This window comes from Streptomyces bambusae (assembly GCF_019400985.1).
In the GTDB taxonomy this organism is placed as follows: Bacteria; Actinomycetota; Actinomycetes; order Streptomycetales; family Streptomycetaceae; genus Streptomyces; species Streptomyces bambusae_A.
The window spans coordinates 1-24,527 of sequence record NZ_WTFF01000089.1 but is presented as its reverse complement, the minus strand read 5'-3'; the positions used below and the strand labels follow the sequence as shown (position 1 = coordinate 24,527).

The following is a 24,527-nucleotide window of genomic DNA, read 5'->3' as shown; positions in this document are numbered from 1 at the left end:
CCCCCCCCCACCCCCCCCGGCACCCCGGCCCCCGCCGCCGCTCCGCGCCCCGGCGCCGCTCGCCGCCGCGCCGGCGCCAACCGCCCCCGCCCCCGCCGGACATTCGGCCAGTGCCGAATCCCTGGGTCGGGGCAGGCCCGGGTGTGGAGGCTCGGCGTATGACCAGTGGTTCTTATCGTGCGGTCTTCCACGTCGCGGAGTTCCGGCCCGTGTTCGTCGCGCACCTGCTGTCCGTCCTCGGCCTCGTCGTCGCCGAGATCTCGCTCACCGTCCTGGTGTACCGCCTCACCGGCTCGCCCCTGATGAGCGCGCTCACCTTCGCCCTCGGCTTCCTGCCCTACATGCTCGGCGGTACCCTCCTGGCCCCCCTCGCCGACCGCTACCCCGCCCGCCGCGTGCTCGTCGTGTGCGACCTGGTGTGTGCCGCCTGCGCGGCCGCCATGGTGCTGCCCGGCACGCCCGTCGCGGCACTGCTCGTGCTGCGCTGCGCCCTGGCGGTCGTCGCGCCCCTCTTCCAGGGCACCCGCAACGCCTCCCTCGCCGACATCCTCGGCCCCGGCGAGGCCTACGTCCTCGGGCGCTCGCTGCTGCGCATGGTCGCGCAGAGCGCGCAGCTGACCGGCTTCGGCCTCGGCGGCGTACTGCTGGTCTTCGTCCCGCCCCGCGGCGCCCTCGCCTTGACCGCCGCCGGCTTCCTCGCCTCCGCCCTGCTGCTCCGCTTCGGGACCCGCCGCCGTCCCGCCCGCGCGGCCGGCGCCGGCCGGACCTCCCCGCTCGCCGGGCTCCGCGCGGTCCTCGGCCACCGCCGCATCCGCGCGCTCACCCTGATGTTCTGGCTGCCCTCCCTCTTCACCGTCGTCCCCGAAGCCCTCATGACCCCCTACGCCGAGGACGTCGGAGCGGGCACCGCCGTCCTCGGGCTGCTGATGTGCGCGATGCCCGTCGGCACCATCGCGGGCGAACTGTGGGCCGGCTCGGCGCTGAGCGCCCGGAGCCGTTCGCGCATCGTCGCCCCGTTCGCCGTCGCCGGTACGCTGCCGCTGCTCGGCTACGCCCTGCGGCCCGGGACGGCCGTCCTGCTGGTCCTGCTGGTGCTGACCGGGCTCGCCCACGCCCACACCCTGGGCCTGGACCAGTGGTACGTGGACGCCGTACCCGAGGAGCTGCGCGGCCGGGCCATGACCCTGCTGAGCACCGGCCTGATGACCGCGCAGGGTACGGGCATGGCGCTGGCCGGCCTGGCCGCCGAGTTCCTGCCGCTGCACCTGGTCGTCGCCGGGGCGGGGGCGCTGGGGGCGGTGTGCGTCCTGCTCCTGCTCGCGGAGCTGCGGGCCGCCGGGCGATCCGGGCCCCTGCCCGCTTCCGAAGTCGTAGGGCCGAGGAGTGAGACAGGACTGACCGCCAAATGACCGACGGGTAAGGTCTGGTGTGTGTCCAAGCCGCTCAGCCTCGCCTTCGACCCCATCGCCCGCGCCGACGAACTCTGGAAGCAGCGCTGGGGCCCGGTGCCCTCGATGGCAGCGATCACCTCGATCATGCGCGCGCACCAGATCCTGCTGGGCGAGGTCGACGCGGTCGTCAAGCCGTACGGGCTGACCTTCGCCCGCTACGAGGCGCTGGTGCTGCTCACCTTCTCCAAGGCCGGCGAGCTGCCCATGTCCAAGATCGGCGAGCGGCTGATGGTGCACCCGACCTCGGTGACCAACACGGTGGACCGGCTGGTGAAGTCCGGCCTGGTGGCCAAGCGCCCCAACCCGAACGACGGCCGGGGCACGCTCGCGTCGATCACGGACAAGGGCCGCGAGGTGGTCGAGGCGGCGACCCGCGACCTGATGGACATGGACTTCGGGCTGAGCGTCTACGACGACGAGGAGTGCGCGGAGATCTTCGCGATGCTCCGCCCGCTGCGGGTGGCCGCGGCCGACTTCGAGGAGGAGTAGCCCCCGTCAAGATCGCCCCATTCGGGCGGCTACGCTCGTGGGCATGAAACGAAGCGTGCTGACCCGCTACCGGGCGATGGCCTACCTGACCGCAGTCATGCTCCTCATCCTCTGCGCCTGCATGGTCGCCAAGTACGGCTTCGACACCGGCGCCGGCCTCACCCTCGTGGTCTCGCAGATCCACGGTGTCCTCTTCATGGTCTACCTGGTCTTCGCCTTCGACCTGAGCTCCAAGGCCAAGTGGTCGTTCGGGAAGATGATCTGGGTCATGGTCTCCGGCACCATCCCGCTCGCCGCCTTCTTCGTCGAACACAAGGTCCGCGCCGAGGTCGAGCCCCTGATCGAGGGCTCCCCGGTGACCGCCACCGCCTGACCGGGGCGCGTCCCCCACTGCTTGTGGAGGCCGCCGAGCCGCTGCTCCAGCACTGCTGGAGCAGCGGCTCGGCGGCCTCTTTCGCGTTTCCTGGGACCCGTTGGACGGAACGGGTCAGGGACGGTTCGGGCCACCCGTAGCCCATGGACCGGGCTCCGACCTGCGGACATGATCTTCACATCGGCAGCGAACAGCAGCCGGTGGAACGGGACGACGCCACCGCGGGGCGCACCCGATCCGCGTGCCACGTCCTGAACCTTCTTCCCGACCTTCTCAGCGCCGCCTGAGGACGCCGCCTGAGGCACGCCGCCTGAGGCGTGCCGTTCGCCACGGCGCCAGATTCACCCTGCTTCGCGGCATTTCGCCCGGATTCATCCGGCGTCGCCGTCCTCTGCATCACCTTCCTCTGCACCACCTTCCTCAGCCATGCACCACCAACGGGGGTCCTTCATGCCTGCTCTGCGGCGCCCAGCCGTCCTGATCGCCGCCGCCGCGGCGATCGGTTCGTCCTTCTTCCTCTCCTCCCTCGCCCACCCGGCCTTCGCCGCGAGCGTCGCCACCTGGGACAAGGTCGCCCAGTGCGAGAGCTCCGGGAACTGGAGCATCAACACCGGCACCGGGTTGTACGGCGGCCTCCAGATCCTCGGCTCCACCTGGCGGGGCTACGGCGGCACGCAGTACGCCGCCCTCCCGCACCAGGCCACCAAGAAGGAACAGATCCTGATCGCCGAGAAGATCCTGGCCGGTCAGGGCCCCGGCGCCTGGCCCAGCTGCGGCCGGAAGGCCGGGCTGGGCGCCGACCACGCCGACCCCTACCCGGACGCCCCGACGCCCCCGGCGCCCGCGGCCTCCTGGAAGGCCCAGGTCCTGGTCGAGTCGGGCAGCGGCGTCTTCCACGCGACCCGGTTCGACAACGGCACCTGGACCCGGTTCGGCGACGTCTCCGGCGCGGCGAACCCGGTGCCGGGCGGGGCCCGCGACCTCGCCGAGGCGGGCATCGACGGGGACACCCACGTCCTCGCGGCAGGCGGCGACGGCCGGCTGTACCACGCGGTCCGGCGTGCCGACCGGACCTGGGCGCAGTGGGGCGACGCGAGTTGGGCCGCGGTGGCGCCGGCGAACATCACCCGGGTCACCGCGGTGTCGATCGGTGCGGACCTGCACGTGGCCGTGGTGGCCGACGGGACGATCCACCACTCGGTGCGGCGCGCGGACGGCACCTGGACGCCGTTCGCCGCCGTCGGACGCCCGGGCGGGGCGCCGGTGTCGACGGTGGAGGTCGCCCGCAGCGGCAGCGAGCTGCAGATGGTGGCCGTGTCCGAGGACGGGGTGCTGCGGCACGGGATCCGGCACGCGGACGGCACCTGGACGGGGTTCGGTGACGCTTCGGCGGCCGGTGGTGCGGCCGAGGCCGGGATCGCCTCGGTGGACGACGTGGCCGTGGCCGGGACCGGCAGCGGCGACCTCCAGCTGGTGATCACGGCGAACGGCGGGACCAAGCAGTTCCACGGCGCCCGGTACGCCAGCGGCACCTGGTCGGGCTTCAACTCCCTGGCCGGGATCGTGCCTTCGGCCACCGTCACCGAGGTCGCCACCGCAGCCGTCGACGGCGAGCTCCAGGCCGTCTTCGTGACCTCCGACAACCGGGTGCTGCACACCATCCGGCACGTCAACGGCACCTGGGACGGCGCCGGCTCCGTCAACCTCACCGGGGTTCCCGCCGGCCGGACCGGCATCGCCGTCACCGGCACCTACAACTGACCGCTGCCCAGGCGGACTTCACACTTCCTTCTTCCTGACCTCCGAGGACCTTCCATGTCTGTCACCTTCACCCGCCGCGCCCTGGGCTCCCTGACCGGCGCCGCGATCGCCGCCTCCACCCTGGTGGCCCTCGCCGCCGCCCCCTCGTACGCCGCGACGCCCGGCTACCAGATGCCCTTCAGCTGCGGCCAGTCCTGGCTCGGCAAGACCTACTCAGGCCACAGCCCCTCCACGCTGGCCATCGACTGGACGCACGGCGGCAGCGCCACCACCCTCAACCAGGACGTACGGGCCAGTGCCGACGGCACCGTGACCACCGCCGTGACCCTGAGCGGCAGTTACGGCAAGCACGTCGTCATCGACCACGGCGGCGGCCACAAGACCCTGTACGCCCACCTGAACGACTACGACGTGTCCGCCGGGACCCGGGTCGTCCGCGGCCAGAAGATCGGCGTGGTCGGCAGCACCGGCAACTCGTCCGGCCCCCACCTGCACTACGAGCAGCGCTACAACGGCTACGTCAAGCAGTCCGTGTTCAACGGCACCCCGTTCAGCATGGGTTCGACGCTGACGAGCAAGAACTGCCAGGACACCACCCCGCCGCCGGCCCCGCAGGCGCAGTGGCGGGCCCAGGTCGCCGTCGAGGCGGGCGGCGTGCTCTACCACGCCGTCCGCAACGCGGACCGGACCTGGACCGGATTCGGCAACGTGCAGGACGCGGCGGGCTCGGTCCCCGGCGGCGCCCGGGACGTGGCTGAGGCAGGCGTCAACGGGGACACCCACGTGCTCGCCGCCGGCAACGACGGCCGGCTGTACCACTCCATCCGGCTCGCCGACCGGTCCTGGACGGAGTGGGGCGACGCGAGCTGGGCGGCGGCGGCTCCGGCGAACGTCACGCAGGTCAGTGCGGTGTCGATCGGTGCGGACCTGCACGTGGCCGTGGTGGCCGACGGGACGGTCCACCACTCGGTGCGGCGCGCGGACGGCACCTGGACGCCGTTCGGCACCGTCGGCCGCCCGGGTGGTGCGGCGGTGAAGAAGGTCGTGGTCGCGGCCAGTGGCAGTGAGCTGCAGATGGTGGCGCTGTCGGAGGGTGGTGTGCTGCAGCACGGCAGGCGGCATGCGGACGGCACCTGGTCGGCGTTCGGTGACGCTTCGGCGGCCGGTGGTGCGGCCGAGGCGGGGATCACCTCGGTGGACGACGTGGCCGTGGCCGGTACCGGCAGCGGCGATCTCCAGCTGGTGATCACCGCGAACGGCGGGACCAAGCAGTTCCACGGCGCCCGCTACGCCAACGGCAGCTGGTCCGGCTTCAACTCCCTGGCCGGGATCGTGCCTTCGGCCACCGTCACCGAGGTCGCCACCGCAGCCGTCGACGGCGAGCTCCAGGCCCTGTTCGTGACCTCCGACAACCGGGTGCTGCACACGATCCGGCACGTCAACGGCACCTGGGACGGCACCGGCTCGCTCGACCTCACCGGCGTGCCCTACGGCCGTGCCGGTATCGCGATCACCGGCACCTACAGCTGACCCGCGCCCGCCCCGCGCCCTCACCCCTCACCCCTACACCCGAAGGACATCCCACGTGCTCAGGAACTCCCAGCGGCCGCTGCGCGGTCGTGCCCTGCTGACCGCCGCCGCCCTCGCCGCCCCGCTGCTGGGCATGGTCTCGGCCGGCCCGGCCGCCGCCGATGCCACCACGGTCGCGGACATAGCCCGCAGCCAGGTAGGCAACAGCTGCTCCCCCTACTACGGCTGCGTCTACCCCTCCGCCTGGTGCGCCGAGTTCTCCCGCTGGGTGTGGAACAAGGCGGGCGCGAACACCTCCGGCCTGAACGCCGCCGCGGCCAGCTTCCACTCGTACGGCCAGCGCAACGGCACCCTGCACACCAGCGGGCCGAAGGTCGGCGACGCGGTGCTGTGGGACGACGACGGCTCGGTCTCGGGCGAGGCCAACCACGTCAGCCTGGTCGTCGGGGTCTCCGCGGACGGGACGCAGATCCAGACCGTCGGCGGCAACGAGAGCCACAAGGTCTCCTTCAAGAACTGGTTCAACTGGCGTACGTACGTCAACCCGGGCGCGGGCCGGGCCCTGGCCTTCGTATCGCCGTCCGGTCTGCCCAGCACTCCGCCGACCCCGCCGCAGCCGCCGGCCTCCCAGGCGCAGTGGCGGGCCCAGGTCGCCGTCGAGGCGGGCGGGGTGGTCTACCACGCCGTCCGCAGCGCGGACCGGACCTGGACGGGCTTCGGCGACGTGCAGGACGTGGCCGGCGAGGTCCCGGGCGGGATCCGCGGGGTCGCCGAGGCGGGCGTCAACGGGGACACCCACGTGCTGGCGGTCGGCAACGACGGCCGGCTGTACCACACCATCCGGTTCGCCGACCGCACCTGGGCCGGGTTCGGCGACGCGAGCTGGGCGGCGGCGGCTCCGGGGAACATCACGCAGGTCAGTGCGGTGTCGATCGGTGCGGACCTGCACGTGGCCGTGGTGGCCGACGGGACGGTCCACCATTCGGTGCGGCGGGCGGACGGCACCTGGACGCCGTTCGGAACGGTGGGCCGGCCGGGTGGTGCGGCGGTGAAGAAGGTCGTGGTCGCCGCCAGTGGCAGTGAGCTGCAGATGGTGGCGCTGTCGGAGGGTGGTGTGCTGCAGCACGGCAGGCGGCACGCGGACGGCACCTGGTCGGCGTTCGGTGACGCTTCGGCGGCCGGTGGTGCGGCCGAGGCGGGGATCACCTCGGTGGACGACGTGGCCGTGGCCGGCACCGGCAACGGCGACCTCCAGCTGGTGATCACCGCGAACGGCGGGACCAAGCAGTTCCACGGCGCCCGCTACGCCAGCGGCAGCTGGTCGGGCTTCAACTCCCTGGCCGGCGTCGTGCCCGCCGCCACCGTCACCGGCGTGGCCGCGGCGGCGGTGGACAACGAGCTCCAGGCCCTGTTCGTGACCTCCGACAACCGGGTGCTGCACACGATCCGGCACGTCAACGGCACCTGGGACGCCGCCGGCTCCGTCAACCTCACCGGCGTGCCCTACGGCCGTGCCGGAATCGCGATCACCGGCACCTACAACTGACCCGCGCCCGCTCCGGCGGGCGCCAGGCTGGGCCGAACGGGTCCGGAACCACAGCGTTCCGGGCCCGTTCGGCTTTTCGCCATCGACATTTACTAGGACGTCCTAGTAAATTCGAAGGTATGGATGCAGACGACATCGAGGAGGGCCGCCGACGCTGGCAGGCCCGTTATGACACGGCCCGCAAGCGCGACGCCGACTTCACCACGCTCTCCGGCGATGCCGTCGACCCGGTCTACGGACCCCGGCCCGGCGACACCTACGAGGGCTTCGAGCGGATCGGCTGGCCCGGTGAGTACCCGTACACCCGCGGCCTGCACGCCACCGGCTACCGGGGCCGCACCTGGACCATCCGGCAGTTCGCCGGCTTCGGCAACGCCGAGCAGACCAACGAGCGCTACAAGATGATCCTGGCCGCCGGCGGCGGCGGCCTCTCCGTGGCCTTCGACATGCCGACCCTGATGGGACGGGACTCCGACGACCCGCGCTCCCTCGGCGAGGTCGGCCACTGCGGCGTGGCCATCGACTCCGCCGCCGACATGGAGATCCTCTTCAAGGACATCCCGCTCGGCGACGTCACCACGTCGATGACCATCTCCGGACCCGCCGTCCCGGCCTTCTGCATGTACCTGGTCGCCGCCGAGCGGCAGGGCGTGGACCCGGCCGTGCTCAACGGCACGCTGCAGACGGACATCTTCAAGGAGTACATCGCGCAGAAGGAGTGGATCTTCGCTCCCGAGCCCCACCTGCGCCTCATCGGCGACCTGATGGAGTACTGCGCCACCGGCATCCCGGCGTACAAGCCGCTGTCGGTCTCCGGCTACCACATCCGCGAGGCGGGCGCGACGGCCGCGCAGGAGCTCGCGTACACCCTCGCGGACGGCTTCGGCTACGTCGAGCTCGGCCTGTCCCGCGGGCTGGACGTCGACGTCTTCGCCCCCGGCCTGTCCTTCTTCTTCGACGCGCACGTCGACTTCTTCGAGGAGATCGCCAAGTTCCGGGCCGCCCGCCGGATCTGGGCGCGCTGGATGAAGGAGGTCTACGGCGCGAAGACCGACAAGGCGCAGTGGCTGCGCTTCCACACCCAGACCGCCGGTGTCTCGCTGACCGCGCAGCAGCCGTACAACAACGTCGTGCGCACGGCCGTGGAAGCCCTCGCCGCGGTGCTCGGCGGCACCAACTCGCTGCACACCAACGCCCTCGACGAGACCCTGGCGCTCCCCAGCGAGCAGGCCGCCGAGATCGCCCTGCGCACGCAGCAGGTGCTGATGGAGGAGACCGGCGTGGCCAACGTGGCGGACCCGCTGGGCGGCTCCTGGTACGTCGAGCAGCTCACGGACCGCATCGAGGCCGACGCCGAGAAGATCTTCGACCAGATCAAGGAGCGCGGCCTGCGCGCCCACCCGGACGGGCGGCACCCGATCGGGCCCATCACCTCGGGCATCCTGCGCGGGATCGAGGACGGCTGGTTCACGGGCGAGATCGCCGAGTCGGCCTTCCAGTACCAGCGGGCGCTGGAGAAGGGCGACAAGCGGGTCGTCGGCGTCAACGTCCACCACGGCTCGGTCACCGGCGACCTGGAGATCCTGCGGGTCAGCCACGAGGTCGAGTGGGAGCAGGTCCGGGTGCTCGGCGAGCGCAAGGGCCGCCGGGACGACGCGAAGGTGCGGGCCTCGCTGGACGCGATGCTGGCCGCCGCGCGCGACGGCTCGAACATGATCCCGGCGATGCTGGACGCCGTACGGGCCGAGGCCACGCTCGGGGAGATCTGCAACTGCCTGCGGGACGAGTGGGGCACCTACACGGAGCCCCCGGGCTTCTGACGGACCCGGGTCCGGGCCCGGGTCGGACCCGTCGCCGGCCGGCCGCGGCCGCCCCGCCCCATCGGGCGCGGCCGCGGCCGGCCGTCCTGCACCGGCGCGGCGCGCGCGGTCAGGGCGCCGTTCCCTGGAGGCCGTGCATCAGCAGGGCCGTGAAGGCGGCGACCCAGAGCTCGTCCACCGGCTCGGCGCTGACCAGGGCCCGGTGGACCACGGTGCCCGCGATCACGTCGAAGATCAGGTCGGTGGCGCGGTCCGCGAGCGGCCCGGCCTCCTCGTACGGCAGCTCGCCGCGGGCCTGGGCGCGTTCGCGGCCCAGTACGACGAGACGTTTCTGCCGCTCCACGATCGCCGACCGGATCCGGTCGCGCAGGGCCTCGTCGCGGGTGGACTCGGCCACCACCGCCATCAGCGCCGTCCGCGCCTCCGGCCGAGCCAGCAGCTGTGCGAACTGCAGGACCACGTACTCGACGTCGGCCTCCAGCGAGCCCCGGTCGGGCAGCTCCAGGGTGTCGAAGAGCTCGGCCACGGCGTCCACGACCAGCTCGTTCTTGCCCGCCCAGCGGCGGTAGAGGGTGGTCTTGGCGACCCCGGCCCGCGCCGAGACGTCGCCCATCGTCAGCTTGGACCAGCCCAGGTCGCACAGCGCGTCCCGGGTCGCGGCGAGGATCGCCGCGTCCGCCGCGGCGCTGCGGGGGCGGCCGGTGCGGCCGGAAGTGGAGCCGGAAGTGGAGGCATCCGATCCGGAACGTGCGTGGGGCATGGCGCGACCATACCCGCCAGTAGCCTCCCGGTCCTCCCCCGGAGTCCGTCCGGGGGTACCCCCGGCGGAGCGCTGTGCCGGAGATCACGGAGCGCCGGGCGGGGTGACGAGTTACGCTACGGCTCGTAGCGTAAGAGCGACAACCACGCACGAGCTACAGGCGCCAGGTGGGGACCCGGCGCCGAACGGTCGTCCGGTCCTGACCGACCGATTCGGACGATCTTTTTCGCCGGCGCGCGCACACGGGGGAGGATGTACGCATGCAGCCCAGAAACATGTCCATGAGCGGCGTCGTCGACCTCGCCGCGGTGAAGGCGGCCGGCGAGGCCAAGGCCAAGGCGGAGCAGGCGCGGGCGGAGGCCGCCCGGCAGGGCGGCGGCGCGCCCGGCGCCGTACCGCCGTCGGCGCTCGTCATCGACCTCGACGAGGCCGGCTTCGAAGATGTGCTCCAGCTGTCCGCCGAGGTGCCGGTCGTCATCGACTTCTGGTCCGAGCGGGCGCCGTCGAGCAAGGAGCTCACCACGCTGCTGGAGCGGCTCGCCGTCGAGGCGAACGGCCGGTACGTGCTGGCCAGGGTCGACGTGGACGCCAGCCCGCTGCTGGTCCAGCAGTTCGGCATCCAGGGCATCCCGGCCGTGTTCGCCGTGGTCGCCGGCCAGGCGCTGCCGCTGTTCCAGGGCCCGACGCCCGAACCGCAGGTCCGCGAGACCCTCGACCAGCTGGTCCAGATCGCCGAGCAGCGCTTCGGCCTCACCGGCCTGGTCGTGGACTCCGCCGCCGAGGGCGCGCAGGCGGCCACCCCCGCGCCGCCCGGCCCGTACGACGCCCTGCTCGAAGCGGCGATGACCGCGCTGGACTCCGGGGACCTGCCCGGGGCGGTCCAGGCGTACAAGAACGTGCTCGCCGACGACCCCGGCCACCCCGAGGCGAAGCTGGGCCTGGCCCAGGCCGAGCTGCTCACGCGGGTGCAGGGCGCGAACCCGCAGGCGGTGCGGGCGGCGGCCGCCGCCGACCCGAAGGACGTCGCGGCCCAGATGGCCGCCGCGGACCTGGACATGGCGGGCGGTCACCTGGAGGACGCCTTCGGCCGGCTCGTGGACACCGTCCGGGTCACCGCGGGTGAGGACCGGGACGCCGTCCGGGTCCGGCTGCTGGAGCTGTTCGAGGTCGTGGGCGCCGAGGACCCGCGCGTCGTCGCGGCCCGTACGGCCCTTGCGCGGGTGCTCTTCTAGGCCCGCGCCCAGGCTCCGCCGGGGGTCCGCCAGTGGTCGCCGGAGAGTCGTTGATCTGTTGACAAAGTGACTAACAGCGGCCGCGCTTTGCCAAAACTTGGTAATCGCGGCCGCTGTTACTCGGAGTAAATCGAACCCGTGGATCTGTCGGGTTCCTCCCTCATTCCCCCGCTTCGTCGTGGCCCTCGGTGGCACCCTGCGTTGCCGACCGACGGCAGCGGGTCGGGCTGTGGTTATCCAGCCGTTACCCGCCAGTAACGAACCCCCTTGTGCCCCGGCCGTGAATGGACCACGATCGGCCACGCTCGGTCCGTCCCGCAGCGCCGCTCACCCGGAGCCGCGGACGGGTCCCCACCGGGCCGGTCGGTGGCCACGGCACCCGGCCGTGGGACAGGGGGGTCTCTGCCACACCGGCAGAGCCTGTCCTCCAGGTTGCGCGGACGCGTGGCCCAGTGGTTGTCGCTCGGGGGTGATCGCCGGTGTACCTGACGCGGATCCGCGCCCGGACCCCAGCGCTCCTTCCCGAGGACGTAGCACTTCTCCCATCCCAGGACGGGCAGGGCCCGGACCGGAGATGTACGTCCGAGAAGGAGGAACAACATGAATTCCCAGGTTCGTGGCGGGACCAGATGGAAGCGCTTCGCGCTCGTCATGGTGCCGAGCATCGCGGCCACCGCCGCGGTCGGTGTGGGTCTGGCGCAGGGCGCTCTCGCGGCGTCCTTCAGCGTCTCCGGCCAGGACTTCAAGGTGCGTGCCGACCAGCTCGTCGGTGAGGACCTGATCCAGTACGGCGGCATCGCCGAGGGTCACGACCTCAAGGGCAACCCGCAGAAGCACCCGGTCACCATCTCCGGGTTCAAGAAGGCCACCATCACCAACATGTGCCAGTCGCTGGTCACCCCGGTGCCCGGTATCGGCAACATCACCCTGAAGCTCCAGACGGGCCACAAGGGCCGTCCGGCGGTCGCGGACAACATCTACCTGGATGTCGCCGAGCTCGACGCGGACGCGAAGTTCGACCAGCTGGACATCGGTGTCGCGGTCGGCGACGGCAGCCACACCACCAAGCCGCAGCCGGGCACCGTCGCGAGCCCGTTCGCGTTCTCGCAGCGCGCCAAGACGGCGACGCTGACGAACGTGCGCCAGAAGGCGTGGGCGACGACGGCGGGCACCTTCACGCTGCCCGACCTCAAGCTGCGCCTGCTCGGCGGCGACCAGCCGTGCTACGAGGACGAGAAGTAGTCCGTCCCCGTGCTGCCTGACCGGCCGGGCGGGCGGCTGCACCACGCAGCCGTCCGTCCGTCCGGACGCTCCACGTAGTTCTCCGTACCACCGTTTCCAGGGAGCTGTTGTCCATGAACCCCCAGGCCCCGGTTAACGCCGCTCGCGACCACTGGCTCACCGTCGTGTACTACCGCTTCCACACCTGGAGCGGCAAGCGGCCGTTCTGGGCCGGGCTGTTCACCCTGCTGGGCGGTGCGCTGATCGTGTACTTCCCGTACGCCGACTTCCGCCTCGGCAACGTCGCCATCGCGATGGGCACCCCGGGCGGCGCCGGCTCGCTGATCATCGGCATCCTGCTGATCACGCTGGGCGTCGCCCTCTGGTTCCAGCAGGCCATCCGGGTCTTCGCGGGTGTCGCCGCGATCCTGCTCGCGCTGGTGTCCCTGCCGGTGTCGAACCTCGGCGGCTTCTTCATCGGCTTCCTGTGCTCACTGGTCGGCGGCGCCCTCGCGCTGGCCTGGGCCCCGGGCGTGCCGGTGGCCGAGGAGCCCGAGCCGGGGGAGGACTTCGCGACGGCCGGCGTCCCCGCGCCCCGCGACAGCGAGACGGAGATCGGATACGCCACCGAGAAGAGTGCCCACGCCGAAGGCGGGAGGAACAGTGCGGGGTGACGACACGCAGCGGGCCGAGGCCCCTGGGGACGAGTCCCGTGAGAGGAAGGGCGCGCGCCACGCCGCGCCCAGGAAGTCGCTGCTGACGAAGGTCCGGATACCCGTCGGCAAGACCATGGCACTGGCGGCGATGCCGACGGCCGTGTTCGTCGGGATGGGCATGGCCCCCAAGCTGGCCGTCGCCGACGAGCAGGACATCCCCTTCGCCCCCGGACCGTGCGTGACACGGTCCGACGAGCCCACGGAGTCGGCCTCCCCGTCCGCCTCCGCGTCGCCCACGAAGACGCCGTCCACGTCCCCGTCGCCGGGTGCCTCGCCCAGCGCCAAGCCGAGTGCGTCGCCCGGTGCGTCGACCACGCCGAAGCCGTCGCTCACCCCGACGGCCCCGAAGCCGAGCGCCTCGGCCGGTACCCAGTCCACGGCGCCGACGCCTACGGCGACGACCAACCCGCTGGACCCGCTGGGCGTCGGCGACAAGCTCAAGGACCTCTTCGGCGGCATCGGCGGCAAGACCGCCACGAGCGCGCCGACGACCGCCCCGGCCCCCGCGCCCACGGCCACCACCCCGGCCGCGCCGGCCCCGGGCACGTCCACGCCGGCCAAGGACCCGGCCGCGGACGCGATCCGCGAGGCGGCGAAGAAGGCGGGCGCCAAGGTCGAGGAGCTGCCGCAGGACGTCAAGGACACGGCAACCAAGCCGAAGGACGAGACGGGCGCGAAGGACGGCGAGGAAGAGGACGGCGCCACCGCCGACGCGGACGGCAAGCAGCCCTTCCCGTGCCCGACGCTGGACGAGAAGGCGCTCGCCGATGCCGAGCTGGAGCAGGGCATCCCGCTCCTGCCGGACGAGCCCTGGTACCTGGACAGCAGCCTGCTGACCCTCTACGGCCTGGACTACGAGGGCATCGTCGAGGTGAAGACGGGCAGCGGCAAGACCAAGAAGGTCCTGAAGTTCACGGCGGACTCGCTGGACATCAAGGACCTCTACCAGACGGTCGGCAAGGGCCCGAACGTCGCGCACCTGAAGTCCCGCCCGGGCTCCACGTCCCAGATCCGCGGCGGCAAGGTCACGATGTACACCGAGTCCCTCAAGGGCAACCTCTTCGGGCTGATCCCGATCGAGTTCAGCCCGACGAGCCCGCCGCCGCTGAACGTCCCCTTCGCGTTCTTCACGAACGTCAAGGTCGTCCAGGCCGGCCAGTTCGGCGGCACCCTGACGGTCCCGGGCCTGAAGAACTACATCGGCCCGCCGGAGTAGCCCGCCCCGCCCGCTCCGCCCGCTCCGCCCGCCCCGCCGGCGGCCCCGAGCGGCAGCCCGTACGCCAGTGGCCCACACCCCTCCCGGGATGTGGGCCACTGGCGTTCCTGCGGCGCCCGCGGGTCAGTCGCGGGCGTCGCCGCCCAGGTGGTGGACGCGGACCATGTTGGTCGTGCCGGGCACGCCGGGGGGCGAGCCGGCGGTGATGATCATCGTGTCACCGGCGTTGTAGCGGCCGAGCTTGACCATCTCGGCGTCCACGAGGTCGACCATCGCGTCGGTGTTGTTCACGTGCGGGACGACGTACGAGTCCACGCCCCAGCTCAGGGTCAGCTGGTTGCGGGTGTTCACGTCGGTGGTGAAGGCCACGATCGGCTGCACGGCGCGGTAGCGCGACAGGCGGCGGGCGGTGTCCCCGGACTGGGTGAAGGCCACGAGCGCCTTGCCGTCCAGGAAGTCCGCGATCTCGCACGCGGCGCGGGCCACGGAGCCGCCCTGGGTGCGCGGCTTCTTGCCCGGGACCAGCGGCTGGAGGCCCTTGGACAGCAGCTCCTGCTCGGCCGCGGCGACGATCTTCGACATCGTCTTGACGGTCTCGATCGGGTACGCGCCCACCGAGGACTCGGCCGAGAGCATGACCGCGTCGGCGCCGTCCAGGATGGCGTTGGCGACGTCGGAGGCCTCGGCGCGGGTCGGGCGGGAGTTGGTGATCATCGACTCCATCATCTGGGTCGCGACGATCACCGGCTTGGCGTTGCGGCGGCACATCTCGATGAGCCGCTTCTGGACCATGGGGACCTTTTCGAGCGGGTACTCGACGGCCAGGTCGCCGCGGGCCACCATGACGGCGTCGAACGCGGCGACGACGGCCGCCATGTTCTCGACGGCCTGCGGCTTCTCCACCTTGGCGATGACGGGGACCCGGCGGCCCTCCTCGTCCATCACCCGGTGGACGTCGTTCACGTCGTTCGCGTCGCGGACGAAGGACAGCGCGACCATGTCGCAGCCCATGCGCAGCGCGAAGCGGAGGTCTTCCTTGTCCTTCTCGGACAGGGCCGGCACGTTGACGGCCGCGCCGGGCAGGTTGATGCCCTTGTGGTCGGAGATGACCCCGCCCTCGATGACGATGGTCCTCACCCGGGGGCCCTCGACCTCGGTCACCCGGAGCTCGACGTTGCCGTCGTTGATCAGGACCTGGTCGCCCTTGGCGACGTCGCCCGGCAGACCCTTGTAGGTCGTGCCGCAGATCGACTTGTCGCCCGGGACGTCCTCGGTGGTGATGGTGAACTCGTCACCGCGCACCAGCTCGACCGGGCCCTCGGCGAAGGTCTCCAGGCGGATCTTCGGACCCTGGAGGTCGGCGAGGACGCCGACCGCGCGGCCGGTGTCCTCCGCGGCCTTGCGGACGCGGTCGTACCGCTCCTGGTGCTCTGCGTGGGATCCGTGGCTGAAGTTGAAACGGGCCACGTTCATACCTGCCTCGATGAGCGCTTTCAGCTGCTCGTACGAGTCGACGGCGGGGCCCAGCGTGCAGACGATTTTGGAACGGCGCATGGAGCGGATCCTATCGGTTTGTTTCGCAGCGGAATATTCCGGCTGGTGGAAAGTCCAAGTGACTAGCGAGTAACCAGCTCGTAGGCCTGGGTGGCGATCTCCAGCTCCTCGTCCGTCGGCACCACGGCCACCGCGACCCGGGCGGACGCCGGGGAGATCAGCCGGGCCTCACCGGAGCGCACCGCGTTGGCTTCCCGGTCCAGCACGAGACCGAGCTCCTCCAGACCCGCCACCGCAGCTTCCCGCACCGGAGCCGCGTTCTCGCCGACGCCGGCCGTGAACACCACCGCGTCCACCCGGCCGAGCACCGCCGTGTAGGCGCCGATGTACTTCTTCAGCCGGTGGATGTACGTCGCGAACGCCGTCCGGGCCGCCTCGTCGCCCTCGCCGGCCCGGCGCAGCACCTCGCGCATGTCGTTGTCGCCGCACATGCCCAGCAGACCGCTCTTCTTGTTCAGCAGCGAGTCGATCTCGTCCACCGACATCCCGCCGACCCGGGCCAGGTGGAAGATCACCGCCGGGTCCAGATCGCCCGACCGGGTGCCCATGACCAGGCCCTCCAGCGGGGTCAGGCCCATCGAGGTGTCCACGCACACCCCGCCCCGGACCGCCGACGCCGAGGCGCCGTTGCCCAGGTGCAGGACGATCACGTTGACCTCCTCGGGCGCCTTGCCCAGCAGCGCCGCCGCGGCCCGCGAGACGTAGGCGTGCGAGGTGCCGTGGAAGCCGTACCGCCGGACGGAGTACCGCGCGGCCGTCGCGGCGTCGATGGCGTACTGCGCGGCGTGGTCCGGGATGGTCGAGTGGAACGCCGTGTCGAAGACCGCCACCTGCGGGATGTCGGCGCGCAGGTGCCGGGCCACCTCGATGCCGGTCACGTTCGCCGGGTTGTGCAGCGGCGCCAGCGGCACCAGGGCGCGGATCTCCGCGAGCACCTCGTCGTCGATCACGGTCGGCCGGGTGAAGCGGGTGCCGCCGTGCACCACCCGGTGGCCGACGGCGGCGAGTTCCGGGGAGTCCAGGCCCAGGCCGTCCGCCGCCAGCTCCGCCGCCACGGCCTTGAGGGCCGCGTCGTGGTCGGCGATCGGGCCGGTCTGCTCGCGCCTGCCGCCCCCGGCGCCGGCCAGCGGCTCGTGGACCAGGCGCGAGGTCTCCTCGCCGATCCGCTCGACCAGGCCGGCGGCGAGCCGGCTGCGGTCGGCCATGTCGAGCAGCTGGTACTTGACCGACGAGGAGCCGGAGTTGAGGACGAGTACGCGCGATGCGGTCACGGTCAGGGTCTTTCCTTCGGTGGGGGAGCGGGCTTCGGGGCGGGCCGGCCGCGGACTAGCGGGCCTGCGTCGGCGACGCGGCCTGCGTCGGCGACGGGGCGTGCGGCTGCGACGCGGCGGCCTGGGTCTGCGCAGGGGCCGGCGTCTGGGACTGGATGGCCGTGATCGCCACCGTGGTGACGATGTCCTGGACCAGGGCGCCGCGCGAGAGGTCGTTGACCGGCTTGCGCAGGCCCTGCAGGACCGGGCCGACCGCCACGGCGCCCGCCGAACGCTGCACGGCCTTGTACGTGTTGTTGCCGGTGTTGAGGTCCGGGAAGATCAGCACCGTCGCCCGGCCGGCCACGTCGGACCCGGGCAGCTTGGTCGCGGCCACCGAGGGCTCGACGGCGGCGTCGTACTGGATCGGGCCCTCCACGGCCAGGTCGGGGCGCCGCGCGCGGACCAGCTCGGTGGCCTTGCGGACCTTGTCCACGTCCGCGCCCGAGCCGGAGGTGCCGGTGGAGTACGACAGCATCGCGATCCGCGGCTCGACGCCGAACGCGGCGGCGGTGGCGGCGGACTGGATGGCGATGTCGGCCAGCTGCTCGGCGTTCGGGTCGGGGTTGACCGCGCAGTCGCCGTAGACGAGCACCTGGTCGGCCAGGCACATGAAGAACACGGACGAGACGATGCCGGCGTCGGGCCTGGTCTTGATGATCTCGAACGCCGGCCGGATGGTGGCCGCGGTGGAGTGCACCGAGCCGGAGACCATGCCGTCGGCCAGACCCTCCTGGACCATGAGGGTGCCGAAGTAGTTGACGTCCGAGACCACGTCGTTGGCCAGTTCGACCGTCATGCCCTTGTGGGCGCGGACCCGGGCGTAGTACTCCGCGAAACGTTCCCGCAGCGGGGAGGTCGCCGGGTCGATGATCTGCGCCCCGCCGATGTCGATGCCGAGGTCGGCGGCCTTCTTCAGCACCACCTGCTCGTCGCCCAGCAGGGTCAGGTCGCACACCCCGCGCCGCAGGACCACGTCCGCCGCGCGCAGCACCCGGTCCTCGGCGCCCTCGGGCAGCACCACCCGGCGCCGCTGGGAGCGGGCCCGCTCCAGCAGCTCGTGCTCGAACATCATCGGGGTGACCCGCTCGGAGCGGGCCACCGACAGCAGGTCGCGCAGCTCGGCGGTGTCCACATGACGCTCGAACAGGCCGAGCGCGGTCTCCAGCTTGCGCGGGGTCGCGGAGTTCAGCCGGCTCTGCAGCGCGAAGAGTTCGGCCGCCGTCGGGAAGCTGTTGCCGGCCACCGACACCACCGGGGTGCCCGGAGCCAGCTTCGAGGCCATCGTCAGGATGTGCGGGGCGGGCCGCTCGTTCAGGGTGAGCAGGACGCCGGCGATCGGCGGGGCGCCCGACGCGTGCGCGGCGAGGGCCCCCACCACGAGGTCGGAGCGGTCGCCGGGGGTGACCACCAGGCAGCCGGGGGTCAGGGCGTTCAGGAAGTTCGGCAGCATGGCGCCGCCGAAGACGAAGTCCAGGGCGTCGCGCGCGAGCCCGGCCTCGTCGCCGAGCAGCACCTCGCCGCCGAGCGCCCGGGTGATCTGGGCGACCGTCGGGGCGGAGAGCGACTTGTCGTCGGGCAGCACGTAGCAGGGGACGGGGAGGCGGGCCGCCAGCCGCTCGGCTATCGCCGCGCGGTCCTCCGCGGCCACCCGGTTGACCACCATCGCCACCACCTGGCAGCCCAGGCCCTCCAGCGCGCGGTAGGCGCCCTGGGCCTCGGCGCCCACCGACTCGGCGGTCTGCTTGGTGCCGCCGACCACGGGGACGACCACCGCGCCCAGCTCGTTGGCCAGGCGCGCGTTCAGCGCGAGCTCGTCGGGCAGGGCGGTGTCGGCGTAGTCGGTGCCGAGGACCAGCATGACGTCGTAGTCGCGGGCGGCCCGGTGGTAGCGGTCCACCAGCCGGGAGACCAGCTCGTCCGTACCCTTCTCGGCCAGCACCACCGAGGCCTCGTGGTACTCCATGCCGTACGCCGTCGCCGGGTCCTGCTCCAGCCGGTAGCGGGACCTGAGCAGGTCGAAGAGCCGGTCCGGGCCGTCGTGCAGCAGCGGACGGTAGACCCCGACCCGGCCCGTCCGGCGGGTCAGCAGTTCCATGATTCCCAGCTCGACGACCTGCCGGCCGTCCCCCCGGTCGATGCCGGTCACGTACACGCTGCGCGTCACGCGTGCTCTCCGTCCATCTGTGCGACTCGATTTTCCCCGCTAGGGTGAGCTTGACCTCTTGACAATACCCTTGCGGGTGGGTAGTGCGCCCCCCAGCAAAAGGGCCCCGAAGGGAGGGCCCAACGGCCCTCCGGGCGGCTCACCACCGAGCGCGCCTCCCCCCGGCCGCGTGGAACAATCGGACAGGCGTATTGAATACGGCTGTCATCGGTACGGCCGTACGTCCGCACGCGTACGGCCCGGTACGACCAGGAGCAGGAGACACAGCACGATGCGTATCGGAGTTCTCACCGCAGGCGGCGACTGCCCGGGACTGAACGCGGTCATCCGGTCGGTCGTGCACCGCGCGCTGGTCGGCCACGGTGACGAGGTCATCGGCTTCGAGGACGGCTTCAAGGGACTGCTCGACGGCCACTACCGCGCCCTCGACATCAACTCCGTCAGCGGCATCCTGGCCCGCGGCGGCACCATCCTGGGCTCCGCCCGCATGGAGCGCGCCCGGCTGCGCGAGGTCACCGACAACTGCGCCGCCTTCCAGGAGCGCTACCGGCTCGACGCCCTGATCCCGATCGGCGGCGAGGGCACCCTGACCGCGGCTCGGATGCTCTCCGACGCCGGCTTCCCCGTCGTCGGCGTCCCCAAGACCATCGACAACGACATCTCCGCCACCGACCGCACCTTCGGCTTCGACACCGCCGTCATGGTCGCCACCGAGGCCATCGACCGGCTCAAGACCACCGCCGAGTCGCACCAGCGCGTGATGGTCGTCGAGGTCATGGGCCGGCACGCGGGCTGGATCGCCCTGGAGTCCGGCATGGCCGGCGGCGCCCACGGCATCTGCCTGCCCGAGCGCCCCTTCGAGGTCGACGCCCTGGTCAAGATGGTCGAGGAGCGCTTCTCGCGCGGCAAGAAGTTCGCGGTGATCTGCGTGGCCGAGGGCGCCCACCCGGCCGAGGGCTCCATGCCGTACGAGAAGGGCGAGATCGACCAGTACGGCCACGAGCGCTTCGCCGGCATCGGCAACCGGCTCGCCGTCGAGCTGGAGCGGCGCCTGGGCACCGAGGCCCGCCCGGTCATCCTGGGCCACGTCCAGCGCGGCGGCACGCCCACCGCGTACGACCGTGTCCTCGCGACCCGCTTCGGCTGGCACGCCGTCGAGGCCGTCCACCGCGGCGACTTCGGCAACATGACCGCCCTGCGCGGCACGGACATCGTGATGGCCCCGCTGGCCTCGGCCATCACCGAGCTCAAGACCGTCCCGGCGAACCGCATGGACGAGGCCGAATCGGTCTTCTGACCGGTATGTGACGGGCCGGCTATTCCGCACCCCGGGCGAGCGCCCAGAAGTGGCCGACGATGTCCGCGAGGAAGTCCCTCCCCGCGCCCCCGTTGCCGGCCTCGCCCCCGCTGCCCCAGCTCAAGGTGGCCACCATCCGCGACTGGTAGTCGTCGTACAGCTGCTCCAGCACCCACTCCAGGTGCCCCTTGGGCACCGGCAGCAGCTTGGTGAGCGGCTTCAGGTACGCCTGCCAGCGCGTGGTCACCGCGTTGCGCAGCAGCTCCGCCAGCTCCTCCTGCTTGCCGGTCGCGGCCACGAACTGGGGCAGCGTCAGCTGGAGCAGCGTGGCCAGCGCGGCGGACTGGCGCTCGTTGCCCTTCCAGCGTCCGGTGTCCTCCATCCGCCGGTACGAGCCCGGCTCCAGCCCGACCCGCCGCGCCAGGTCCTCCGGCGAGATGCCCCGGGCCAGCCGGTGCTCCCGCAGGGTGACGGGTTCGGCGAGCAGTTCACCGGGGGCGCACCAGAGCACGCCGGCGAGCGCGGTCAGTTCCGCCTGGCTCGGCGAAGCCTCCCCGCGTTCCCAGGCCATCACGGTCTCGGGCGCGACGAGGAGCCCGTACTGGGCGCGCAGGCCGTAGGCGACGTGGCCCGGTGCCATGCCCAGGGCCGCGCGCAGGCGGCGGGCGGCGGGGGCGTTGAAGGGAGGACTGGAGTGCACGAGGCACACGGTAGAAGTGGCTGGGGTCCGCCGACTACAGGCTGTTCCAACCAACTCACAACTCGTAGGAATCTCCCACCGAGTTCGGCGATTTGGGCGGGTTTCCAGGCGACCGTCCGGTAATCGGTGCCGGAAGAGATCCACTTCCCGGGGTCCGGTTCCGGCCAGCCTATCGGGCCCGTACGGAGTGATCCGGCCCACACCCCGTGAACCGGACGGCCGCCCCGTCCGTGATCCGTACGGGGGCCCTCGCGCACGGGGGTGGTGAGGGCCCCCGCCCCTCCCCGTTCCCCGGCTCTTGCCTTGACGTCGGCGTCAAGGCATACGGTCGCCACCATGCGCATCGGCGAACTGGCCCGACGGGCCGGCACCACCACCAGGACGCTGCGGTACTACGAGGCGCGCGGGCTGCTCACCGCCCGCCGCTCCGACAACGGCTACCGCACCTACGACGAGGACGACCTGCGGATGCTGCGGCAGATCCGCACCCTCCAGGACTTCGGGTTCGACCTGGAGGAGACCCGGCCCTTCGTGGAGTGCCTGCGCGCCGGGCACCCGGCGGGCGACAGCTGCCCCGCCTCCCTGGCCGTGTACCGGCGCAAGCTCGCCGAGCTCGACGCGCTGATCGGCCGGCTGGCCGACGTACGGGACCAGGTGGCGCGGCAACTGGCCGACGCCGAGGCGGCCGCCGGCCCGGAGGCCGCGCCGAGGTGCGAGATGACCGGGCCGTGACGACGCCTGCAACGACGACTGCAACGACGACTGCAACGACGACCGTAACGACGACGAGAGGGGACGCGACGATGGTGCGCGCACACGGGGTAGCGGAAGTGACCGACCAGGACTTCGGGGCCGAGGTGCTCGGCGAGCGCGGCCGGCCCGTGCTGGTGGAGTTCACCGCCGACTGGTGCGGACCCTGCCGGCAGCTGGCGCCGGTGCTCTCCGCGCTGGCCGCCGAGGAGGCCGACCGGCTCAAGGTCGTCCAGATCGACGCGGACAGCAACCCCGACACCGTCACCCGGTACGGGGTGCTGTCCATGCCGACCCTGCTCGTCTTCCAGGACGGCGAGCCCGTGAAGTCCATGGTCGGGGCCCGCGCCAAGCGCCGGCTGCTCGCCGAGCTGGAGGACGTGATCGGCGTCAGGGCCGGGGCCGGGGCCGGGGCCTGAGCCGCCGCCGGCCCGGGGCCGTCAGGGCCGAAGCCACAGCGTCGCCAGCGGCGGCAGCGTCAGCTTCAGGCTCGCCGGACGGCCCTGCGCCGGCACCCGCTCCGGGCGCAGCGGCCGGGCGTTGTGCACACCGCCGCCGCCGTAGCGCTCGTCGTCGGTGTTCACCACCTCACGCCACAGCGGGACGTCCTCCGGCACCCCGAGCCGGTAGCCGTGGCGCACCACCGGCGAGAAGTTCGACACGGCCAGCAGGGGCGTGCCGTCCGCCGCGTACCGCAGGAAGGCGTAGACGTTGTCCTCCGCCGCGTCCGCCTCCACCCACGCGAAGCCCTCCGGCACGCAGTCCCGCTCCCACAGCGCGGGTGCCGCCGCGTAGCACCGGTTCAGCTCGCGGACCAGCTCCCGCACCCCCCGGTGGTCGCCGGCGGCCGCGTACGAGGGGTCCAGCAGCCACCAGTCGGGGCCGTGCGACTCCGACCACTCCGCCCCCTGCGCGAACTCCTGCCCCATGAACAGCAGCTGCTTGCCCGGGTGGGCCCACATGAAGCCCAGGTAGGCGCGGTGCGTGGCCCGCTGCTGCCACCAGTCGCCGGGCATCTTCGACACCAGCGCCTGCTTGCCGTGCACCACCTCGTCGTGCGAGATCGGCAGCACGTAGTTCTCGCTGTACGCGTAGACCATTGCGAAGGTCATGTCGTGGTGGTGGTACTTGCGGTGCACCGGCTCCTTCGACAGGTAGCGCAGTGTGTCGTGCATCCACCCCATGTTCCACTTCAGCCCGAAGCCCAGCCCCCCGGCGTCCGTCGGCCGGGTCACCCCGTCCCAGGCGGTGGACTCCTCGGCGATCGTCACCACGCCCGGGCAGCGCCGGTAGACGGTGGCGTTCATCTCCTGCAGGAAGGAGACCGCGTCCAGGTTCTCCCGGCCGCCGTACTCGTTCGGCAGCCACTCGCCCTCGTTGCGCGAGTAGTCGAGGTAGAGCATCGAGGCCACCGCGTCGACCCGGATGCCGTCCACGTGGAACTCCTGGCACCAGTACACGGCATTGGCCACCAGGAAGTTGCGGACCTCCTTGCGCCCGTAGTCGAACTCCAGCGTCCCCCAGTCCGGGTGCGCCGACCGGCGCGGATCGTGGTGCTCGTACAGCGGCCGCCCGTCGAACTCCGCCAGCGCCCAGTCGTCGCGCGGGAAGTGCGCCGGCACCCAGTCGACGATCACCCCGATGCCCGCCCGGTGCAGCTCGTCCACCAGGAAGCGGAAGTCGTCCGGGGTGCCCATGCGGGCGGTCGGCGCGTAGAAGCCGGTGACCTGGTAGCCCCACGAGCCGCCGAAGGGGTGCTCGGCCACCGGCATGAACTCCACGTGCGTGAAGCCCAGCTCCTTGACGTACGCCGGGAGCTGCTCGGCCAGCTGCCGGTAGCCCAGTCCCGGCCGCCACGAGCCCAGGTGCAGCTCGTAGACGGAGAACGGCGAGCGGTGCACCGGCCGGCTGCCGCGCGCGGCCATCCACTCCTCGTCCCGCCACACGTAGTGCGAGGCGGTCACGATCGAGGCGGTGGCCGGCGGCACCTCGGTCCGGCGCGCCATCGGGTCGGCGCGCAGTGTGTGGCTGCCGTCCGGGCGGGTGATGTCGTACTTGTACTGCGTGCCCTCGCCGACGCCCGGCAGGAACAGCTCCCACACCCCGCTCGCGCCCAGCGAGCGCATCGGGTGGGCGGTGGCGTCCCAGTACGAGAAGTCGCCGGTGACCCGCACGCCCTGGGCGTCGGGCGCCCACACCGTGAACCGGGTGCCCGCCACCCCCTGGTGCTCCATCGGCCGGGCGCCAAGCGCCGTCCACAGCTCCTCGTGCCGGCCTTCGCCGATCAGGTGCAGGTCCAGCTCGCCGAGCGAGGGCAGGAACCGGTACGGGTCGTGGACCTCCACCTCGTCGCTGTCGTACGTCACGAGCAGCCGGTAGTCCGGCACCTCGCGCAGCGGCAGCAGCCCGGAGAACAGCCCGTCGCCGTCGTCGTGCAGGCAGGCCCGCAGCCCCTTGGCGACGACGGTCACCGCCGTCGCGTACGGCCGCAGCACCCGGATCGCCACCCCGCCGCGCAGCGGGTGGGCGCCCAGCGCCGCGTGCGGGTCGTGGTGGCGGCCCTGGAGCAGCCGCGCCCGCTCGTCCGGGTGCAGGGCGGGCGCCGGCCGCACCGTGCCCGGCGGTTCGGTGCGC

General features: G+C 72.2%; 20 protein-coding genes. 14 read left to right on the top strand and 6 right to left on the bottom strand.

Annotated features, from left to right (window positions below):
- The first annotated feature begins 158 nt into the window (after positions 1-158).
- The 7 genes from GPJ59_RS14865 to GPJ59_RS14835 all read left to right on the top strand — a co-directional run bounded on the left by GPJ59_RS14865 (position 159) and on the right by GPJ59_RS14835 (position 8,970).
- The gene (locus GPJ59_RS14865) at positions 159-1,409 is read left to right on the top strand and encodes an MFS transporter (protein WP_219667595.1); all 1,251 of its coding nucleotides are present in this window, start codon (positions 159-161) and stop codon (positions 1,407-1,409) included.
- Positions 1,410-1,430: 21 nt separating this feature from the next.
- The gene (locus GPJ59_RS14860; RefSeq protein WP_219667594.1) at positions 1,431-1,940 is read left to right on the top strand and encodes a MarR family winged helix-turn-helix transcriptional regulator; all 510 of its coding nucleotides are present in this window, start codon (positions 1,431-1,433) and stop codon (positions 1,938-1,940) included.
- A 43-nt stretch (positions 1,941-1,983) separates the two neighbouring features.
- Positions 1,984-2,313 (top strand): DUF3817 domain-containing protein, encoded by a 330-nt coding sequence (locus GPJ59_RS14855; RefSeq protein WP_219667593.1) that lies wholly within the window; start codon positions 1,984-1,986, stop codon positions 2,311-2,313.
- A 450-nt stretch (positions 2,314-2,763) separates the two neighbouring features.
- Positions 2,764-4,074, top strand: a complete 1,311-nt coding sequence (locus tag GPJ59_RS38510) for a transglycosylase family protein (protein WP_308120303.1) — start codon at positions 2,764-2,766, stop codon at positions 4,072-4,074.
- Between the two features lie 54 nt (positions 4,075-4,128).
- Complete coding sequence (locus GPJ59_RS14845) at positions 4,129-5,604, top strand: M23 family metallopeptidase (protein ID WP_219667592.1); 1,476 nt, start codon at positions 4,129-4,131, stop codon at positions 5,602-5,604.
- Positions 5,605-5,659: 55 nt separating this feature from the next.
- Entirely contained in the window at positions 5,660-7,150 is a 1,491-nt protein-coding gene (locus GPJ59_RS14840) for a CHAP domain-containing protein (RefSeq protein WP_219667591.1), read from the top strand.
- A 119-nt stretch (positions 7,151-7,269) separates the two neighbouring features.
- Positions 7,270-8,970 (top strand): acyl-CoA mutase large subunit family protein, encoded by a 1,701-nt coding sequence (locus GPJ59_RS14835; RefSeq protein WP_219667590.1) that lies wholly within the window; start codon positions 7,270-7,272, stop codon positions 8,968-8,970.
- Between the two features lie 109 nt (positions 8,971-9,079).
- Here GPJ59_RS14835 and GPJ59_RS14830 read toward each other — a convergent pair whose 3' ends face one another.
- Positions 9,080-9,730 (bottom strand): TetR/AcrR family transcriptional regulator, encoded by a 651-nt coding sequence (locus tag GPJ59_RS14830; protein ID WP_219667589.1) that lies wholly within the window; start codon positions 9,728-9,730, stop codon positions 9,080-9,082.
- A gap of 260 nt (positions 9,731-9,990) precedes the next feature.
- Here GPJ59_RS14830 and GPJ59_RS14825 point away from each other — a divergent pair, with 260 nt between their 5' ends.
- The 4 genes from GPJ59_RS14825 to GPJ59_RS14810 all read left to right on the top strand — a co-directional run bounded on the left by GPJ59_RS14825 (position 9,991) and on the right by GPJ59_RS14810 (position 14,115).
- The gene (locus tag GPJ59_RS14825) at positions 9,991-10,962 is read left to right on the top strand and encodes a tetratricopeptide repeat protein (protein WP_219667588.1); all 972 of its coding nucleotides are present in this window, start codon (positions 9,991-9,993) and stop codon (positions 10,960-10,962) included.
- Positions 10,963-11,562: 600 nt separating this feature from the next.
- Positions 11,563-12,204, top strand: a complete 642-nt coding sequence (locus tag GPJ59_RS14820; protein ID WP_219667587.1) for a DUF6230 family protein — start codon at positions 11,563-11,565, stop codon at positions 12,202-12,204.
- 113 nt (positions 12,205-12,317) lie between these two features.
- On the top strand, positions 12,318-12,857 hold the full coding sequence (locus tag GPJ59_RS14815) for a DUF6114 domain-containing protein (RefSeq protein WP_219667586.1): 540 nt from the start codon (positions 12,318-12,320) through the stop codon (positions 12,855-12,857).
- The gene (locus GPJ59_RS14810; RefSeq protein WP_219667585.1) at positions 12,847-14,115 is read left to right on the top strand and encodes a hypothetical protein; all 1,269 of its coding nucleotides are present in this window, start codon (positions 12,847-12,849) and stop codon (positions 14,113-14,115) included. The genes GPJ59_RS14815 and GPJ59_RS14810 overlap by 11 nt, the downstream gene beginning before the upstream one ends.
- Positions 14,116-14,238: 123 nt before the next feature.
- Here the strand turns inward: GPJ59_RS14810 and pyk are convergent, their stop codons facing one another.
- The 3 genes from pyk to pta all read right to left on the bottom strand — a co-directional run bounded on the left by pyk (position 14,239) and on the right by pta (position 19,146).
- A complete protein-coding gene (pyk, locus tag GPJ59_RS14805; protein ID WP_219667584.1) occupies positions 14,239-15,669 on the bottom strand; it encodes a pyruvate kinase in 1,431 nt (476 codons plus the stop codon).
- A gap of 62 nt (positions 15,670-15,731) precedes the next feature.
- Complete coding sequence (locus GPJ59_RS14800; RefSeq protein ID WP_219667583.1) at positions 15,732-16,940, bottom strand: acetate kinase; 1,209 nt, start codon at positions 16,938-16,940, stop codon at positions 15,732-15,734.
- 55 nt (positions 16,941-16,995) lie between these two features.
- Positions 16,996-19,146: a phosphate acetyltransferase gene (gene pta / locus GPJ59_RS14795; RefSeq protein WP_219667582.1), complete on the bottom strand. Its 2,151-nt coding sequence runs from the start codon at positions 19,144-19,146 to the stop codon at positions 16,996-16,998.
- A 271-nt stretch (positions 19,147-19,417) separates the two neighbouring features.
- Here pta and GPJ59_RS14790 point away from each other — a divergent pair, with 271 nt between their 5' ends.
- Positions 19,418-20,443: an ATP-dependent 6-phosphofructokinase gene (locus tag GPJ59_RS14790; protein ID WP_219667581.1), complete on the top strand. Its 1,026-nt coding sequence runs from the start codon at positions 19,418-19,420 to the stop codon at positions 20,441-20,443.
- 19 nt (positions 20,444-20,462) lie between these two features.
- Here the strand turns inward: GPJ59_RS14790 and GPJ59_RS14785 are convergent, their stop codons facing one another.
- Positions 20,463-21,143 (bottom strand): helix-turn-helix domain-containing protein, encoded by a 681-nt coding sequence (locus tag GPJ59_RS14785; protein WP_374200851.1) that lies wholly within the window; start codon positions 21,141-21,143, stop codon positions 20,463-20,465.
- Positions 21,144-21,479: 336 nt separating this feature from the next.
- Between GPJ59_RS14785 and GPJ59_RS14780 the strand changes: the two genes are divergently transcribed.
- Both GPJ59_RS14780 and GPJ59_RS14775 read left to right on the top strand, forming a co-directional pair.
- Positions 21,480-21,875 carry a MerR family transcriptional regulator gene (locus GPJ59_RS14780; protein WP_219667580.1) on the top strand — a complete coding sequence of 132 codons (396 nt, stop codon included), beginning with the start codon at positions 21,480-21,482 and terminating at the stop codon, positions 21,873-21,875.
- A 71-nt stretch (positions 21,876-21,946) separates the two neighbouring features.
- Complete coding sequence (locus GPJ59_RS14775; RefSeq protein WP_219667579.1) at positions 21,947-22,312, top strand: thioredoxin family protein; 366 nt, start codon at positions 21,947-21,949, stop codon at positions 22,310-22,312.
- A 21-nt stretch (positions 22,313-22,333) separates the two neighbouring features.
- Here the strand turns inward: GPJ59_RS14775 and glgB are convergent, their stop codons facing one another.
- The gene (gene glgB, locus GPJ59_RS14770) at positions 22,334-24,505 is read right to left on the bottom strand and encodes a 1,4-alpha-glucan branching enzyme (RefSeq protein WP_219667596.1); all 2,172 of its coding nucleotides are present in this window, start codon (positions 24,503-24,505) and stop codon (positions 22,334-22,336) included.
- Positions 24,506-24,527: the final 22 nt, after the last annotated feature.